We start from the raw sequence: 16,697 nt of genomic DNA on the forward strand, positions 1-16,697 counted from the left end.
GCGGATTTCGAGCGGCAGCAAGAAAACTCCCTAGGATTCCTGTATGCGGAAATCACCGGGTCAGGAACGATCCGCCGGGGTCCTGCAGTCGGCGGACCACGCGCTGCGGCTCGTGCTGCTGGTGGCCCGGCGCGGCTCGGTCACCCTCACCGAGGTGGCGGCGGAACTGGGCGTCGGCACGTCCACCGCGCACCGGCTGCTGAGCACGTGCAAACACGCCGGCTTCGTACGCCAGGACCGGCCGGGCGATCCCTACATCACCGGACCCGCGGTCCTGGAGCTGTCCCTGGCCACCACGGCCGCGATCACCCTGCGGGACGCCGCCGATCCCGTGCTGCGTGAACTCGCGGACGAGGCCGGAGAGACGGCCGGTCTTGTCGTCCTCGAAGGCCCGAGGATCCGATTCGTGTCCTGCCTGGAGGGTCGCTGCCCGGATCGGGTGGCCTCGCGGGTGGGCATCGTGCTCCCCGCGCACCGCACGGCCGGCGGCAGGGCGATGCTCGCCTGCTACGACGAGGACGAGCTGCGCCGGCGCATCCCGCGCCCGTTGCTGAGCGAGGACGGCTCGGACTGGCCGGGCCTGCTGCGCGACTTGGAACGGGTACGCAAGCGCGGCTGGGCGGCCGCGTTCGGCGACAGCGACCGGGGCGTGGCGGCGGTCGGCGCCTGCGTCCACACCGGCACGGGCGAGCCACGCGCGGCGGTGACGCTCGCCCTCCCACGAGCCCGCATGACCACGGGTCGCGAGGCGAGCGCGCTGGCCCCGCAGGTGGCCGCGGCGGCGGAACGCATCGAGCGTCGGCTGCGCGGGGCGGTGTTCTGAGGGCGTAGGCAGGCCGACCCCACCGAGACGCAGCCGTCTCGGCCAGTGGCATGTCCCGCACACCGGTGGAATGCACGCGCCCGTCGGCGGGTTGGTCATCGTGCCGGGCGCGATCGACGCGGGCCGGACGGACCTGTTGGAGGTTGCTGATGTCGGAGCAGGAATCGACAGCCGTGGTCCTCGGAGGCGGTGGACTGGCCGGGATCGGCTGGGCCATCGGCGCGCTCGCGGCGCTGGAGGAGTCCGGAGCGCTCCGGTTGGCCGCCGTCGACCACGTGATCGGTACGTCGGCCGGCTCGGCCGTGGCGGCCGCCGTGCTCCAGTCGGGCTCGGCAGGCGCGCAGTTCGACATGATGGTCCGCAAGTCGCGCCGTAATGACGAGCCGGCCCCGGCGGCGGACTTCGCCGTCGTGATGCCGGAGTTGACGGCCATCCATGAGAGCCCGGCCGACGTCGCGGAGAAGACCCGCCGGTTCGTCGCCCTGTCCCGCGAGCGCTCCGGCGTCGCACCGGACATCCGCCGGGCCGCGGTGGCCCGCCGTGTGGAGAAGGACGCCTGGCCGGACACCCACCTCACCGTCACCGCCCTCCGCTCCGACGGCACCCGCGCGCTCTTCACCAGCGCGTCCGGCGTCGGTCTGGTCGACGCGATCACCGCCAGCTGCGCCGTCCCGGGCCTGTGGCCGGTGGTCCGTATCGACGGCGAGGACTACATCGACGGCGGCACGCTCTCGCCCACCAACGCCGAACTCGCCCGCGACGCGGACCGCGTCATCGTCCTCCAGCCGATGCCCGAATGGCCCGGCGACCAGGACCCGGCGCGGCGGCGGGTCCTGGACCGCGCCGTGGTCATCGAGCCGTCCGAACGGACCCGCGCCGCCCTCGGTACCGACCCGTTCGACCCGGACATCCGTGGTGTGGCCGCCGTGCTCGGCTACGAGGACGGTCTGGGGGCGGTGGCGGCTGTGAGGTGAGCGGGACTCAACGCGAGGGCCGGCCCATCCCGCCACCCTCGACCGCGAGCACATGCCCCGACACCCAGCGGGCCTTGTCGCTCGCCAAGTAGAGGGCGGCGTAGGCGATGTCCCAGGGGGTGCCCTCGGTGCCGAGGGTGATGGCGCGGCGGCGGGGTTCGCGCATGTCCTCGGTCATGTTGGCGGCGGCGAACGAGGACCAGATACCGCCGACCTGGACGGCGTTGACGCGGATGCCGCGGGGGCCGAGGGTGGTCGCGGCGCCCTTGGTCAGGTTCTCCAGGCCGGCCTTGGCGACGGTGTAGACCATGGCGGGACCTGTGCCGCGGGCGCCGACGGAGGAGATGTTGACGATGGCGGCGCCCGCCGTCATGCGTTGTTCGGCGTGGCGGGTCATCAGCCAGGCGGTCTTGAGGTTGATGTCCATCAACCGGTCCCAGTCGTCGGGGCCGACGTCGAACACCCCGGAACGCTCGCCGGACGCGACGTTGTTGACCAGGATGTCCAGGCTGCGGCCCAGGCCGTCGAAGCGTTCAGCGGTCTCGGCCACCGCGTGTTCGCAGTCCTCGTCCCTGGTGACGTCCGCGTCGACGCGGAAGGCCTCGCCGCCGTCCTTCACGATCGCCTCGACGGTGCGGTCGGCGGCCGCCGGATCGCGGTCCAGGACGGCGACCGCCGCGCCGTGGCTCGCGCAGACCCGGGCGATGGCGTAGCCGACACCGCCGACCGGGCCGCTGAGTCCGGCGCCGGTGATGAGGGCGCCGCGGCCGCGCAGCCACTGGCCCTCCGCGGTGGGATCGCCGCCTGCGATGGGGTCGTTGGGGGCGTCGAAGCCGGATGTGGTCGTCAAGTCGTCTCCTCAGGCGCGGGGTTCATGGGTCAGTGGGAAGTGGCAGGCCACTTGGTGTCCGGGTGCCGCCTCGCGCGGCAGCGGGCGTTCGTCGGCGCACCGTTGCTGTGCGTACGGGCAGCGGGTGCGGAAGCGGCAGCCGCTGGGCGGGGTGATCGGGGACGGGGGTTCACCGCGTGGAGGTGCCGGGCGGCGGGTGCGGCCTGTGGCCGGGTCGAGGCCGGGGATGGAGTCCAACAGGGCGGCGGAGTACGGGTGCAGCGGCCGCCGGTACAGCTCCTGGGCGCGCGCGACCTCGGCCAGTTCGCCCAGGTGCATCACCGCGACCCGGTCGCTGATCTGTTTGACCAGGGCGAGGTCGTGGCTGATGAACAGATACGAGAGGTCGAATTCGCGGCGCAGGCGCTCGAACAGGTTGAGCACCTGGGCCTGGATGAGGACGTCGAGCGAGGAGACCGCCTCGTCGCAGACGATCAGCGCGGGGTCCAGAGCGAGGGCGCGGGCGATGGCGACGCGCTGGCACTGCCCGCCGGAGAGCTGGTGGGGGCGGCGGTCGCCGTAGACGGACGGGTCGAGGCCGACCAGGTCGAGCAGTTCACGGACCCGCTCGCGACGGCGGGCCGCGGCCCCCGCCCCGTACCCGATCAGGGGTTCCTCGACCAGCTCGCCGACCCGCCAGCGCGGGTTCAGCGAGCCGTACGGGTCCTGGTAGACCATCTGCAGATCGCGCCGGGCCGCCACCAGCGCGCGCCGCCGCAGCCCTACCAGGTCGGTGCCCTGGAAGAGCACTTCGCCGGACTTGGGCCGCGGGGCCTGGACGACGGAGCGGGCCAGGGTCGACTTGCCGGAGCCGGTCTCGCCGACGACGCCGAGGGTTTCCCCGGCGTGGATGTCGAAGGAGACGCCGGACACGGCGTGCACGACGCCGCCCTTGACCCCACCTGCGCCGCGGACGGCGAATTCCTGTACGACGTCGCGTACTTGGAGCAGGGGTGTGGCCGTCATGGCTTGGCTCCGTCCGGGAGATCCGATCCGTCCGTGGTATCCGGCCTGTCCGCGGCCCCCGCCGGATGCCAGCAGGCCCACCAGTGACCCGGTTCGTGCTCGGAGAACGGCGGCACCTTGGCGCACTGCTCGCTCGCCGACGCGCACCGCGGGCGGAACGCGCACTCGTCGGGCAGCGCCGTCATGTCCGGGGGCTGTCCGGGCACCACCGGCAGCAGGCTGTGCGGCTCGCGTTCGAGCTGGGGCACCGCTCCGAGGAGGGCCCTGGTGTAGGGCATGCGGACGTCGGCGAAGAGCCGGGCGGTCTCCGCGTACTCCACCGCACGGCCCGCGTACATGACGACGACCTCTTGGGCGTAGCTCGCCGCGAGGCCGAGGTCGTGGCTGATCAGGACGACCGCCATGCCGAGCCGGTCCTGGAGGTCGACGAGGAGGTCCATGATCTGGGCCTGGGTCGTGACGTCCAGGGCGGTGGTGGCCTCGTCCGCGATGAGCAGCCGCGGTTCAGCGGCGATCGCGATGGCGATCATCACGCGCTGGCGCATGCCGCCGGAGAGCTGGTGCGGGTATTCGTGGAAGCGCCGCTCGGGGGCGGGCAGCCGCACGAGGCGCAGGAGTTCGACGGCGCGGGCCGCGGCGGCGCGCTTGTCGAGGTCGGCGTGGGCCCGTACCGCCTCGGCTATCTGCGCGCCGATGCGCATGGTCGGGTTGAGGGAGCGGGTCGGGTCCTGGAAGACCATGGCGATGCCGCTGCCGCGCAGCCCGCGCATCGCGCGCTCGGGCAGGCCGACCAGTTCAGTGCCGTCGAAGCGGGCGGAACCGGTGACTTCGGCTGTCGGCGGCAGCAGCCCCATCAGCGAGCGGGCGGCGACGCTCTTGCCGGATCCCGACTCGCCGATGATGGCGAGCATCCGCCCCTGACGCACGTGGTACGAGAGGCCGTTGACGGCGTGCACGGCCCGCGACCGGCTGCCGGCGGGCCGGAAGCGGACCCTCAGGTCGGTGACTTCGAGCAGCGGGGTGTCGGAGGTCATCGCGCACCCTCCCGCTCCCGCAGCGCCTCGCCGAGCAGGTTGCAGGCGAAGACGGTGGCGAACAGGATCAGGCAGGGCCAGACGACGAGCATCGGCGTCGCCGACAGGGACTGCTGCCCTTGCGCGATCATGTTCCCCCAGCTGGGCCTGGGCGCCGGGATGCCGAGCCCGAGGAAGCTCAGCGCCCCTTCGATGACGATGACCACGCCCATGCCGAGCATTCCGAACGTGAGCAGTTGGGGCGCGATGTTGGGCGCGACGTGCCGCAGCAGGATCCGCCGCCCCGAGGTGCCGCACAGCGCCGCCGCGGCCATGAACGGCTGCTCGCGCAGCCGGAGCGTGGCCGCGCGGGCGATCCGGGCGAAGGCGGGGACGCTGAAGAAGGCCAGGGCCATGATCGTGTTGGTGAGGCTCTGCCCGAGCGCCTGGGCGACCGCGAGGATCAGTACCAGCGACGGGAACGCGATGAGGATGTCGAGGAGTCGCATGATCAGGGTGTCGGCGAGCCCGCCGAGATACCCGGACAGCGCGCCCAGGGTGCCGCCGATCAGCAGCCCGAGCACGTTCACGGTGACGGCCACGGTCAGCGAGGCTCGGCCGCCGTTGAGCAGCCGGGACAGTACGTCGTTGCCGTTCGGGTCGGTGCCGAGCAGATGGCCGGGTGAGCCGGCGGGCAGCCCCGCCTCCAGTACCTTCCCGCCGATCGGCGACGGCAGTGGGAGCACCAGCGGCCCCAGGTAGCAGAGCAGCGCGATCAGGACGAGCACCGCGGCGGGGACGGCGATACGAGGGGCGCGGAGCCAACTCCGCGCACGCGCCGGGGCGTCACCGCGGGCCGCGGGGGCGAGCGCCTGCGGTGCTTCAGCGACTGCCATAGCGGATCCTCGGGTCGAGTACGGCATAGAGGAGGTCGGCGAGCAGGTTGGCGAGGACCGCGACGACGGCGAAGACGATGACGCAGCCCTGCACGACCACGAAGTCCCGGGTGTTGATGGCCTGCAGCATCAGCTGGCCGATGCCCGGCAGCGCGAAGATCTGCTCGATGATCACGGTGGAGCCGATGAGTGTGCCCAGGTTGAGGCCGACGAGGGTGATCAGGCCGAAGGACGAGTTGCGGAACGCGTGCCGCAGCAGCACCTGCCGGGCCGGGATGCCCTTGGCGCGGGCGGTGACGATGTAGTCCTCGCCCTGCAGTTGGTCGACGAGGTCGCCGCGGAGGAAGCGGGTGTAGAGGCAGAAGATCGGGAACGCGATGGCCACCACGGGCAGGATCAGCGAGCGCAGATGAGGTCCTGCGCCGTGCGACCACGGTACGTACCCGATGGCGGGCAGTACCGCCATCCGCACGGCGAACAGCCACACAAGGAGCAGCGCCAGCACGTAGTTGGCGACCGACAGACCGGTCACGCTCACGATCATGGACAGCCGGTCGAAGAAGCCGTTCGGCCGGTGCGCGGCGTACAGCGCCACGGCGATCGCGGCGACCACGGAGATCACGAACGCGAGCCCGACCAGCTCGCCGGAGAGCGCGAGGCGCCCGCCGATCATGCCGGTCACCGACTGGTCGCTGACCGGCGATTTTCCGAGGTCGCCCTGGACGGCCGCGCCGAGCCAGTCGAGGTAGCGGGCCGGAGCGGGCCGGTCCAGGCCGAGTTCGGTGCGCAGCGCCGCCACCTGCTTCGGGGTGGCGTCGGCGCCGAGGAGCTGTTGCGCCGTGTCACCGGGCACGAGGTTGAGCACCCAGAACGTGAGGACGCTGACCCCGAGCAGGATCGGCACCGCGAGCAGCAGGCGCTTCCCGACGAGCCGCACGGCGGGCGAGCCCGCGAGCCGCCGTCCGGCGGCGGCCGGTCCTGCCACCTCTGGTGCGGGTGCCTCGGGGGCCTCTGGTGCCGAGGCGGTCACTGCTGCCTCCAGACCTGGTCCCACAGGATGTTCGTGTTGACGGTCATGGGCGGGATCTTGGTGGTGAGCCCCGGTCCCGCCACGCCCTTCGCAGCCAGGTTCGTCGGGGCGAACGCGAGCCCGAAGGGCGCGTACGCCTCGTCGCTGATGCGCTTGCCGGCCTGGCTGTAGAGCTGCTTGCGCTCGGCCTGGTCGGTGCTGGTGGCGGCCTTGTCGAGGAGCGCGTCAAGGGTCGCGTCCTTGACGCCGCTGTACGGGGAGGTCGAGGAGAAGCGGAAACCGACGCCGACGCCGGCGACCGGGTCCCAGGAGCCCGCGGTCTGCAACACCGTCGTCCACTGGCCCGAGTTGAACTGCTGGATCAGCGTGGAGAGCGGGTAGTCCTTGATGGTCACCTTGATGCCGGCCTCCTTCCACTGCGTCTGCAAGGCGGTCATGACCTGCTTGGCGACGTAGTTGCCGAGCGTGCCGAGCTCCACGGTGATCCCGCCGACCTGCTTCACCAGCTTCTTGGCCTTGGCGAGGTCGTGCTCGCGGTAGCCGGGCACGGTGGGCTCGTAGAAGAGGCCGCCCGGTGCGGTGAAGTTCTGGCTGACCGGATAGATGCCCTTGAACAGGCCCTTGGCGATCGCCTTGAAGTCGGAGGCGTAGTAGATCGCCTCGCGGGCCCGCTTGTCGTCGAACGGGGCCTTCTTGGTGTTCAGTTGGACGACGTACGGGGAGGTCGCGGGCTGCACCGTGGTGGTGAGCTGCTTGTTGGCCTGCGCCTGCTTCAGCAGCGGCGTGGTGTTCAGGCCCTCGTAGGCCTGCGCCTGACCGGCCAGGAGTGCCTGGTAGGCGGGCTGGTCGCCACCGATTGACTTGACGGTGAGGTTGTCGAGGTAGGGCAGGCCCTTCTTGAAGTACGTGGGGTTGCGCTTGAGGGACAGCTCGGAGCTGAGCTTGTTCGACGCGACGGTGAACGGGCCCGCACCCACCGGCTTGATCTTGAAGTTGGCCTTGCCCGCCTTCTTCAGCGCGGTCGGCGAGGCGATCCAATTGGTGTTGGAGATCGGGAAGTTGTTGATGACGCCGCCGTAGGGGCGGACGAAGTGCAGGACGACGGTGTCCTTCCCCTCCGTCGTGACGGCATCCCTCTTCGCCACCGGCCAGGTCGGTTTGCAGGTGCAGTTGGCGGTGAGGGCGCGGCGGAGGTTGAAGGCGACCGCGTCGGCGTCGAAGGCCGTGCCGTCGGAGAACGTGATGCCCTTGCGCAGGGTGATCTTGACGGTCTTGCCGCCGTCGAGCAGCTTGTAGCTCTCCGCCTGGTTCGGGGTGATCTTGGCGTCCTTGCCGCCGTGGGTGGCCGTCAGCGTGAAGAGGCCGCCGTAAATGGCGCTCATCTGTGTGACGTTGGCGCCTCCGGTGGTGTTCGTCGCCGGGTCGAGCCCTGTGGGCCAGGAGCCGGCGAACGCCGCGTCCTCAAGGACGGTCAGCGAACCGCCGCGCTGCGGGTTGCCCGCGGGGGCGGCCGCGTCCGTGGTCGTGTTGCCGCTTCCGCTGCAACCGGCCGCGCCGACCAGGAGTGCCGTCGCCAGGGCCACGAACAGCCTGAGCCGCCCGGCCCTCCCCCGCCACGCTGTCCTCTCAGTTCTGCCTCGCACGTGCGACCTCCCGTCCGTGCCCACCGAGGTGCCGGCGCACTTGCTCCCGCACCGACGCGTGACGTGCGTCACCGCTTGCTCCACAGCGTCGCCAGGGGGTCGGGACCGCAATAGGCGGCTTTCGCCGTGTGAAAGGGAAGTTGGCCGCGGCGTGGGGACGAGGGCGGGGCGCGATCGCGTCCATGGCCCGGTCGGGCCGTTCGGGTCTACGTCATATGTCGTGCCGCTCTTGCGCGGTTCGGGAAAATCGCGGCGGCCCGTCACCGGAGGCCTTGTGCGGCGACCGGGCCCTGGTGAGACTGTGCCCGCGGACGAGCCGACGCCCCCTGGAGGTGCAGTACGACATGCCCGCACGAGCCGCGACACCTGCACTCCCCGATGCCCCCTCGCCCGACGAGCCGCGCCTTACCGCGGCGGGCCGGGTGCTCTCCGTCCTCAGCGCCTTCGGTCCCCGCCACCGCAGCCTCACACTCAGCGAGATCGCCCGGCGGGCGGAGCTTTCGCTGCCGACCGCGTACCGCCTCACCCGGGAACTCGTGGCCTGGGGCGTCCTGGAACGCGGGCCCGACCGGCGCTTCACCGTGGGCCTGCGCCTCCTGGAACTCTCCGCGCTCGCGCCCCGCGGCCTGCGGCTGCGCGAGGCCGCCTTCCCCTACCTCGACGACCTGCACGAACGCACCCGCGGCAACGTGCATCTCGGGGTGCGCGACGGCCATGAGGTCGTGTACGTCGAGACGTTGCGGGCGCGGGTCGGCAATCCGCTCAGCAGCCGGGTCGGCGACCGCAGGCCGCTGCACGTCACCGGCACCGGGCTGGTGCTCCTCGCGTACGCCGCCCAGGAGGTGCAGGACGAGGTGCTCGCCTCCCCGTTGCAGCGCCTCACCCCGATGACCCTCACCGACCCGGCCGCGCTGCGCGCCGAGCTCGCCGAGATCCGACGGACCGGGGTCGCGGTGGCCCGCGGCCGGATCACCCTGCCGGACCTGGTGGTCGCGGTGCCGGTGTCCGACCCGGACGGCCGGACCGCGGCGGCGATCAGCGTGGTGGTGGACGCGGCGACCGCACGGCCGCGCGAGCTGACGGCGCTGCTCACCCGCACCGCGCGGTCGATCACCCGGTCGCTCGGCCCGGCCGCATGATCGGCCGGGCTACCGCGTCGGCTCGATACCCAGCCACCGGAACGCGTTGTGCCAGGTGACGTCCTCAAGGACGGTGTCGGGCAGGTCCATGGAGCGCAGGGTACGCCCGGCCGGCTCCTCCCGGGGCATCGCCGGGAAGTCGGATCCGATCAACAGCCGGTCGTGGCCGAGGAGTTCGAGGAGGAAGCGCAGGGCGCGCCGGTCGAAGACGAGGGAGTCGTAGTAGAAGCGGCGCGCGTACTCGAGGGGTGAGGGCCCGTCGTCCGGGGCGACGGCGCGTTCGGGCACCGGCTCCTCCTCGTTCCAGGAGCCGCCCCAGAAGTACTGGTGCCGAGGGATCATCAGCGGGAAGCCGCCCGCCGCGTGGCTGAAGGAGATCCGCAGGTCGGGGCAGGCGGCGGCGGTGCCTCCCGTGACGAGTGATGCGGCGGCGTAGGCGCCCTCGACGCCGACCGTGTACGTCCCCATCGCCGACTTGGGGAGCCGCTCGCTGGGTGCGGGCATGGCGTGGACGAAGACGGGCAGACCGAGACGCTCGGCCTCCTGGAAGAACGGCAGGAACTTCGCGTCGCCGATCGAGGATCCCAGGATGTTGGAGGTGATCTCGACGCCGTACAGGCCCTGTTCGCGCAGGGTTTTCAGCTCGGCGGTGGCGGCGTCGGGGTCCTGCATGGGCACCATGCCGAAGCCGAGCAGCCGGTCGGGGAAGGCCGAACAGAGCGAGGCGGTGAACTCGTTGACGTGCCGGGCGAGCGAGAGGCCGTCGGCAGCGGGCAGGTCGTAGCGGAGCAGCGGGGGCATCGGGCTGAGGACCTCGGCGTGCACGCCGGAGGCGTCCTGGGCGGCGATGCGGCGCTCGGCGTCGAAGAACACGTCGCGGGCGCGGAAGCGCATCTCGCCGAAGAGGAGGGTGCGGGCGGTGTCTCCGTCGACGGGCTCCATGCGGGGGAAGCAGGCGGGCGCGTCGGCGGGGTAGTCGCGGGGCAGCAGGTGGGCGTGGGCGTCGATCAGCATCGTGACTTCCTCGGTCGGCTCAGTCGTTCGGGTGGACGGACACGTGCACCGCGGCCTCGCCCGGCACTTCGCCGGCGAGCGTGCGCAACGCGAGGTCGGTGTCGTCCAGGCCGAAGCTGTGGGTGTGCAGCTTCTCCAGCGGGAAGCGGCCCGACTCGATGAGCGCGATGGCCTCGGAGTAGGCGCGGGCATCGACGCCGTACGCGCCGACGACGGTCAGCGCGCGGTTGATGATCAGGTCGGTGGTGACGGGCACTTCGCGGTTGCCCTTGAGTCCGGCGAGCACGACGCGGCCGCCGTGCCGTGCCGCACGCAGCGCCTCGCCGACCGGTCCGGACGCCATGGGGGTCAGCTCCAGTACGACGTCGGCCATCGCGCCGTCCGTGATCTCGCGGATCCGCTCGACCGGGTCCTCGGCCGCGTCGCCGTCGACGACGAGGGTGTGGTCGGCGCCGAACTCCCGGGCCAGCGCGAGCTTGTGCGCGTCGGACTCGAGGCCTGTGACGACGATCGTGCCGGCGCCCGCCGCCCGCGCGGCGATCACGCAGGCGAGGCCGCGCTGCCCCGCGCCGAGAATGAGGACCGTGTCCCCGAAGCCGACGCCGCCGAGGTGGGCGGCCCAACGCACCCCGGCACCCAGGGGGTTGAACATGGCGGCGGTCGAGGCGGGGATGTTCCGGTCCACCTTGTGCAGGACGGCGTTCGGCTGCAGATACAGGTACTCGGCGAGCCCGCCCCACAGGCCCGGCGGCTTGTCGAGTCCGGTCACGCCGTGCGCGCCGGACTTGTTGCGGCACGCCTGGTAGCGGCCGGTGAGGCAGTCGTGGCAGGCCCGGCAGGGCACGATCACCTCGAGGGCCACCCGGTCACCGGGCCGCACACCCCACCGCTCGGCCGCCCGCTCGCCGACCTCCTCGACGATGCCGAGCGGCTCGTGTCCGGGCACCAACGGGAAGGAGCCCATGAGCAGATGGCCCTTGTACATCTCCAGGTCGCTGCCGCAGATGCCGTTGGCCTCCACGCGCAGCAGTCCGTCGTCGGGCCCGGTTCTCGGCCGCGGGAACTCCCGTATCTCCAGCTTCCGCGGGGCAACTTGCACTGCGGCGCGTACCGTGTCGGCCATACCCACCTCTCCTTCCTGTTCAGCTGCCTACTCGCGCATGCCACGCCGAGGGCCTCGACCGACGCGCTTGTCCGGCTGGGGGTCCGGGGGTTATCCCCCGGGAAAGCACAGTCGGTTCCTCACTGTCCGTACGGTCCGTCGTCGATCCGCGTGAGCTGCGACTTCATTTCCGAGCGGGCGAGGGTGCCGGGCGGTACGAGGGTGACCCGGGTCCGCACCGAGAGCCGGGAGCGGATCAGGTCCTCGATCTCGCCGCTCAGCGCCTCGCGCGCCACCGGATCGACTGCCGCCTCCCCCCACTCGGCCTCGACCCGCAGCGGCGGCTCGACGCGCGGCCCCGCCTGCGGGAGCACGATCTGGACGGCTCCCCCGGTGCGCGGGTGCAGGGTCTGCACCAAGTCCCGGACAGCGGACGGGAAGACATTGACGCCGAGGACGATGAGCATGTCGTCGGTGCGCCCCACGCAGCGGATCAGCGGGGCTCCGTCGGCTGCGAGACCGGTGACCGTCACTCGGTCGCGGGTGCGGAAGCGCACCAGCGGGCAGCACTCGCGGTCGACGGAGGTGTAGACGAGTTCGCCGCTCGCGCCCGGTTCGGCGCCGACGCTCTCCCCGGTGTCGGGGTCGATGAGTTCGACCAGGACGTGCCGGCCGCCGGTGAACCGCATCCCGTCGCTGCCCGGCGCCTCGCCGAACAGGACGGGTGCCATGTCGGCGTTGCCGAGGCCCTCGGTGACGGGCGCGCCCCATTCGTCCTCGACCCGCGCCCGGAAGGCGGGCTCCCCGCCGCCCGGCTCACCCCCCACGAAGATCTTCTTCAGGCCGAACTCCCTTGGATCACGGCCCTGTTTGCGCAGGTACTCGGCGAGATAGCGGGCGTACGAGGGCGTCGAGTGCAGGGCCGTGACGCCGAGTGTCTCCAGGGCGAGCAGCGCCTTCTGCGAGGCACCGGTGCCGATCGGGACCATCGTCGCGCCGATGTGTTCCAGGGCGTCGCGCACCGGAAGGCCGCCGACGAAGAGGGTCAGCCCGGAGCCGTGCAGGACGACGTCCTCGCGGGTGGCGCCCATGGTGGTGAAGGCGCGGGCGACCATCCCGGTCCAGGCGTCGGCGTCGCGCCGGGTGACTCCGATCCAACTGGGCTTGCCGGTGGTGCCGGTGGAGGCGTGCACCCGGACGACATCGCGCATCGTGACGCCCGCGTGCCGGCCGAGCGGAGGCGCGGCGGCCTGCGAGTCGCGCAGCGCCTGTTTGTGGGTGAAGGGGAATTTGCGCAGGTCGTCGAGGGTCTGGAAGGCGGCGGGCGCGACGCCGTGCTCGGCGAACAGGTCGGCGTAGAACGGTGATCGGTCGGGCAGTGCGGTGAGCTGGGCGCGCAGCGCGGCGGTGACGGCGTTCCGGTCGGCGGCGGCGACGAAGCTGGGGGTGGCCACAGAGGTCCTTTCGGCGGAAGGCAGCCGGTCGGTCAGTGTTCGTGGACGATGACGCCGCGGATGTTGCGTCCGTCGGCGAGATCTTGGCAGGCCTGGTCGAGGCCGTCGAGCGGGTACGTACGGGTGATCAGCTCATCGAGCTTGAGGTCGCCGTCGCGGTAGAGACGCAGCAGGCGCGGCACGTCGTACATCGGGTTGCAGTCGCCGAACAGGGCGCCCCTGACCTGGCGTTGGTAGGAGATGAGGTGTCCGGCGTGGACATGTGCGGCCTTCTCGGTGAGCTTGCCCATGGCCGTCAGGGTGACCTGTCCGGCCTTGCCGACGACCTGTACGGCGGCGTCGACGATCTCCGCGGTGAGCACGCCGGGCGTGCAGATGGCGTGGTCGGCGAGCTGGCCCCAGGTGGTCTCGGCGACGTACTCGTGGGCCTCATCGGCGTCGGCGAAGGTGCGGGTGGCGCCGAAGACCTCGGCCATCTCCCGCTTGAAGGGCACCGGGTCGACCACGACGACGTTCTTGGCGCCCGCGTAGGCGGCCCCTTGCACGGCATTGCTGCCGACGCCGCCCGCCCCGTAGATCACGACGGTGTCCCCGGCCCGCACTCCGGCCGCGTACACCGCCGATCCCCAGCCGGTCGGCACGCCGCAGCCGACCAGGGCGCCGATCTCGTACGGGATGTCGTCGGGCAGTGGGATGCACGCGTACTCGGAGACGACGGCGTACTGCGAGAAGCTGCCGACGGTGCAGAATCCGCCGAGGTCTTCGTCGCCCTGGTGGAAGCGGTAGGTGCCGTCGAGGAACATGCCGGTACTGGCGTTGAGCCCTTGGACGCACATGTTCTGGTGGCCGGTCGAGCAGGGTCGGCAGGCGCCGCAGGCGGGGATGTACGAGCAGACGATGCGGTCTCCCGGCTTGACCCGGCGGACGTGCGGGCCGACCGACTCGACGACGCCCGCGCCTTCGTGTCCGCCGACGAGGGGGAAGCGGACGGGGGCGTCGCCCTGGGTGATGTGGTCGTCGGAGTGGCACAGGCCCGCCGCGTGGAACCGAACGCGGACCTCGTGCTCCTTGGGTGCGTCGAGGGTGAGCTCCGTCAGCTCCCAGCCCTTGTGCGGCTCGCGGGCGACGGCGGCTCGGGTCGTGAGGGTGGTGAGGGTGCTGCTGCTCATCGGATGCCCCCTGGTGGTGTCGACGCGACGTGCGGGAGGACCTCGGCGCCGAGCAGGGCGATGTGGTCGAGGTCGTGGATGTCGTAGATGTGCAGGTAGACGGTGTCGGCGCCGATCTCGCGCAGCTCTGCGAGGCGTTCGATGATCGCGTCCGGCGAGCCGATGGCGGCCTCGCGGCAGATGAAGTCGGAGCCGATGACGGCGGCCCGGCTTTCGGCTTCGGCGCGGGAGCTGCCGCAGGCGACGGGGAGGACCGAGGAGCGGCGCACCGTGCCCGGGTCGCGGCCGATCGCCTCGCAGGCCTGCTCGAAGACGGCGAACCGGCGGCGCAGATCGCCGCCGAGCGCGGTGTTGAACTCGTCGGCGTAGCGGGCGGCGAGAGCCGGGGTGCGTCTGGGGCCCGTGCCGCCGATGAGGATCGGCGGGTGCGGGGTCTGGGCGGTGCGGGGCGGGGTGCGGTTGGCGTCGATGCGGTAGTGGGCGCCGTCGAAGGTGAAGCCCTTGTCGTCGCCGGGCGGCGTCGACCACAGTCCCGTGATGATCGCTAGTTGCTCCTCAAGGCGGTCGAAGCGTTCGGCGGTGGGTGGGAACGGCAGCCCGAACGCGGCGTGCTCGCGCTCGTACCAGCCGGTGCCGAGGCCGAGTTCGACGCGGCCGCCGCTCATCTGGTCGACGGTGGCGACGATCGCCGCGAGCAGTCCGGGGGCGCGGAAGGTGGCCGCGCCCATGAGGGCGCCGAGGCGGACGCGCCGGGTGTCGCGGGCGAGACCGGCGAGCGTGGTCCACGCCTCGGTGGGCTGGTAGGTCGAGTCCTCGGGGTCGACACCCATGAGGTGGTCGTTGCGGAAGAACGCCTCGAACCCGGCGCCCTCGACGGCCTGGGCCAGCGCGCGGATGTCGTCGTAGGTCGCGCCGTGGCTGGGCTCCATGAGCACCCGCATACGGAGGCCGGATGTCGGGGCGGGGGCGGTGACGGGTTCGGGGGCCGCGCCTGGCTCGGTACCGGCACCGGGTGCCGGCTCCACGCCCGGCGCGGGGACGGTACCCGGTGCGGAGCCGGTCGCCCTGTCCCGCTCGCGCTCCGCGCCCATCCGCTCAGACGGCGCCACGCAGCGACACCGCCTTCTCCTGCGTGTACGACCGCACGGCGTCGGCGCCCATCGTGCGGCCGAAGCCACTGCCCTTGTAGCCGCCGAAGGGCGCGCCGATGGCGCCGCCGCCGAGTGCGGCGTTCACCGCGACCTGGCCGGCCTGCAGCCCGCGCGAGAAGCGCACCGCGCGGGCGAGGTCGCGGGTCCACACGGAGGCGACGAGGCCGTACTCGGTGTCGTTGGCGGCTGCCAGCGCCGCGTCCTCGCCGTCGACGGGGATCACCGACAGGACCGGGCCGAAGATCTCCTCCCGGGCGATCCGCATCCCGGGCTCGACCAGGTCGAAGAGGGTGGGCTCGACGAAGAACCCGTCGGCGTACCCGTCCCCCCGCGGCACACCGCCACCGGTGATGAGCCGGGCGCCCTCCTTGCTCCCGAGCTGGATGTAGTCGAGGACGCGGGCGTGCTGGCGGGCGTTGATCAGCGGGCCCATCTGCACCTGCTCGTGTCCCGGCCCGACCGTCACCTGCCCCAGCTGCGCCGCGAGCCGCTCGACGACCTCGGCGTGGACGGACCGGTCGACGACGACGCGGGAGCCCGCGGCGCAGATCTGCCCGGTGTTGAGGGTGATGCCGGTCGCTATGGCGGGGATCGCGGCGTCCAGGTCGGCGTCCGGGAGGATCACCTGCGGGGATTTTCCGCCGAGTTCGAGGTGCAGCGGGATGAGGTGCTTCGCGCAGGCCTCCATGACGGCGGAGCCGGTGGCCGGCGAGCCGGTGAAGCTCATGCGGCGCACGCCGCGGTGCGCGGGCAGCGCGGCGCCCGCCTCGGATCCGTAACCGGTGACGACGTTGACGACCCCGGCCGGAATGCCCGCCTGTTCCGCGAGCCGGGCGAGGGCGAGTGGGGTGAGCGGGGCGTCCTCGGCGGGTTTGACGACGATGGTGTTGCCTGCGGCGATGGCCGGTCCGACGTCGTTGACGAACATCGGGCCCGGCGCGTTCCACGGGATGATGCTGCCGACAACGCCGTACGGTTCGCGCAGCGTGAGGCCGAGCACGTCGGGGCTGCGGGTGGGCAGGGTGTGGCCCTGTACCTTGTCGGCCTGGCCCGCGATGAAGGTGAGCATGCCGGGCAGCGGCAGCGGCCCCCAGTGCGGGCGGCCCACCTCCCGCGATTCGAGGCGGTCGATCTCCGCCTCGTGTTCACGGATCAACTGGGCCCAGCGGAGCAGCAGTTCGGCTCGATCGGCCGGACTGGTGTCGCGCCAGGCGGGGAAGGCCGCCTCGGCTGCGCGGACCGCGGCGTCGATGTCCGCGGCGCGCCCACGGGGTACCCGCGCGAACTCCTGGCCGGTCGCGGGGTCGAGGACGGCGAGGGTCTCGCCGCCGGCGGCGGGGATCCAGTCGCCGCCGACGAGGTGGGTGTTGTCCGCGACGAGGGCGGAGGTGTCGGAGCCGGACGTGCCGGACAAGATTCGGGTCGCCATGAAGT

At 72.0% G+C, this 16,697-nt stretch carries 15 protein-coding genes; 3 read left to right on the plus strand and 12 right to left on the minus strand.

What is annotated here, in order from left to right; translation table 11 throughout:
• The first annotated feature begins 43 nt into the window (after positions 1–43).
• Together ACP4E5_RS08085 and ACP4E5_RS08090 are read left to right on the plus strand one after the other, a co-directional pair.
• Positions 44–823: an IclR family transcriptional regulator gene (locus ACP4E5_RS08085; RefSeq protein WP_425826383.1), complete on the plus strand. Its 780-nt coding sequence runs from the start codon at positions 44–46 to the stop codon at positions 821–823.
• Positions 824–972: 149 nt separating this feature from the next.
• Positions 973–1,797: a patatin-like phospholipase family protein gene (locus ACP4E5_RS08090; protein WP_425826385.1), complete on the plus strand. Its 825-nt coding sequence runs from the start codon at positions 973–975 to the stop codon at positions 1,795–1,797.
• Positions 1,798–1,804: 7 nt separating this feature from the next.
• Here the strand turns inward: ACP4E5_RS08090 and ACP4E5_RS08095 are convergent, their stop codons facing one another.
• From ACP4E5_RS08095 to ACP4E5_RS08120, 6 genes are read right to left on the minus strand one after another with little or no spacing between them, the layout of a single operon-like run.
• Positions 1,805–2,647 (minus strand): SDR family NAD(P)-dependent oxidoreductase, encoded by an 843-nt coding sequence (locus tag ACP4E5_RS08095; RefSeq protein ID WP_425826387.1) that lies wholly within the window; start codon positions 2,645–2,647, stop codon positions 1,805–1,807.
• A 9-nt stretch (positions 2,648–2,656) separates the two neighbouring features.
• Complete coding sequence (locus tag ACP4E5_RS08100; protein ID WP_425826389.1) at positions 2,657–3,652, minus strand: ABC transporter ATP-binding protein; 996 nt, start codon at positions 3,650–3,652, stop codon at positions 2,657–2,659.
• A complete protein-coding gene (locus tag ACP4E5_RS08105; RefSeq protein ID WP_425826391.1) occupies positions 3,649–4,686 on the minus strand; it encodes an ABC transporter ATP-binding protein in 1,038 nt (345 codons plus the stop codon). The genes ACP4E5_RS08100 and ACP4E5_RS08105 overlap by 4 nt, the downstream gene beginning before the upstream one ends.
• Positions 4,683–5,561, minus strand: coding sequence for an ABC transporter permease (locus ACP4E5_RS08110; protein WP_425826393.1), 879 nt, complete (start codon positions 5,559–5,561; stop codon positions 4,683–4,685). Before ACP4E5_RS08110 ends, ACP4E5_RS08105 begins: the two co-directional genes overlap by 4 nt.
• Positions 5,548–6,591 carry an ABC transporter permease gene (locus tag ACP4E5_RS08115; protein ID WP_425826395.1) on the minus strand — a complete coding sequence of 348 codons (1,044 nt, stop codon included), beginning with the start codon at positions 6,589–6,591 and terminating at the stop codon, positions 5,548–5,550. Before ACP4E5_RS08115 ends, ACP4E5_RS08110 begins: the two co-directional genes overlap by 14 nt.
• Positions 6,588–8,174, minus strand: coding sequence for an ABC transporter substrate-binding protein (locus ACP4E5_RS08120; protein ID WP_425826397.1), 1,587 nt, complete (start codon positions 8,172–8,174; stop codon positions 6,588–6,590). Before ACP4E5_RS08120 ends, ACP4E5_RS08115 begins: the two co-directional genes overlap by 4 nt.
• Before the next feature lie 404 nt (positions 8,175–8,578).
• On the opposite strand from ACP4E5_RS08120, the gene ACP4E5_RS08125 reads away from it, so the two are divergent.
• On the plus strand, positions 8,579–9,373 hold the full coding sequence (locus tag ACP4E5_RS08125; protein WP_425826399.1) for an IclR family transcriptional regulator: 795 nt from the start codon (positions 8,579–8,581) through the stop codon (positions 9,371–9,373).
• Between the two features lie 9 nt (positions 9,374–9,382).
• On the opposite strand, the gene ACP4E5_RS08130 is transcribed toward ACP4E5_RS08125, so the two are convergent.
• The 6 genes from ACP4E5_RS08130 to ACP4E5_RS08155 all read right to left on the minus strand — a co-directional run bounded on the left by ACP4E5_RS08130 (position 9,383) and on the right by ACP4E5_RS08155 (position 16,692).
• Entirely contained in the window at positions 9,383–10,387 is a 1,005-nt protein-coding gene (locus ACP4E5_RS08130) for an amidohydrolase family protein (protein WP_425826401.1), read from the minus strand.
• A 19-nt stretch (positions 10,388–10,406) separates the two neighbouring features.
• On the minus strand, positions 10,407–11,510 hold the full coding sequence (locus tag ACP4E5_RS08135; protein ID WP_425826403.1) for a zinc-dependent alcohol dehydrogenase: 1,104 nt from the start codon (positions 11,508–11,510) through the stop codon (positions 10,407–10,409).
• A 119-nt stretch (positions 11,511–11,629) separates the two neighbouring features.
• Positions 11,630–12,943, minus strand: coding sequence for a phenylacetate--CoA ligase family protein (locus tag ACP4E5_RS08140; RefSeq protein ID WP_425826405.1), 1,314 nt, complete (start codon positions 12,941–12,943; stop codon positions 11,630–11,632).
• A 32-nt stretch (positions 12,944–12,975) separates the two neighbouring features.
• Positions 12,976–14,112, minus strand: a complete 1,137-nt coding sequence (locus ACP4E5_RS08145; protein WP_425826407.1) for an NDMA-dependent alcohol dehydrogenase — start codon at positions 14,110–14,112, stop codon at positions 12,976–12,978.
• The gene (locus ACP4E5_RS08150; protein ID WP_425826409.1) at positions 14,109–15,221 is read right to left on the minus strand and encodes an LLM class F420-dependent oxidoreductase; all 1,113 of its coding nucleotides are present in this window, start codon (positions 15,219–15,221) and stop codon (positions 14,109–14,111) included. Before ACP4E5_RS08150 ends, ACP4E5_RS08145 begins: the two co-directional genes overlap by 4 nt.
• The gene (locus ACP4E5_RS08155; RefSeq protein ID WP_425826411.1) at positions 15,208–16,692 is read right to left on the minus strand and encodes an aldehyde dehydrogenase family protein; all 1,485 of its coding nucleotides are present in this window, start codon (positions 16,690–16,692) and stop codon (positions 15,208–15,210) included. The genes ACP4E5_RS08150 and ACP4E5_RS08155 overlap by 14 nt, the downstream gene beginning before the upstream one ends.
• Between the last annotated feature and the right edge of the window lie 5 nt (positions 16,693–16,697).

This window comes from Streptomyces fractus (genome assembly GCF_049844455.1).
GTDB lineage: Bacteria > Actinomycetota > Actinomycetes > Streptomycetales > Streptomycetaceae > Streptomyces > Streptomyces fractus.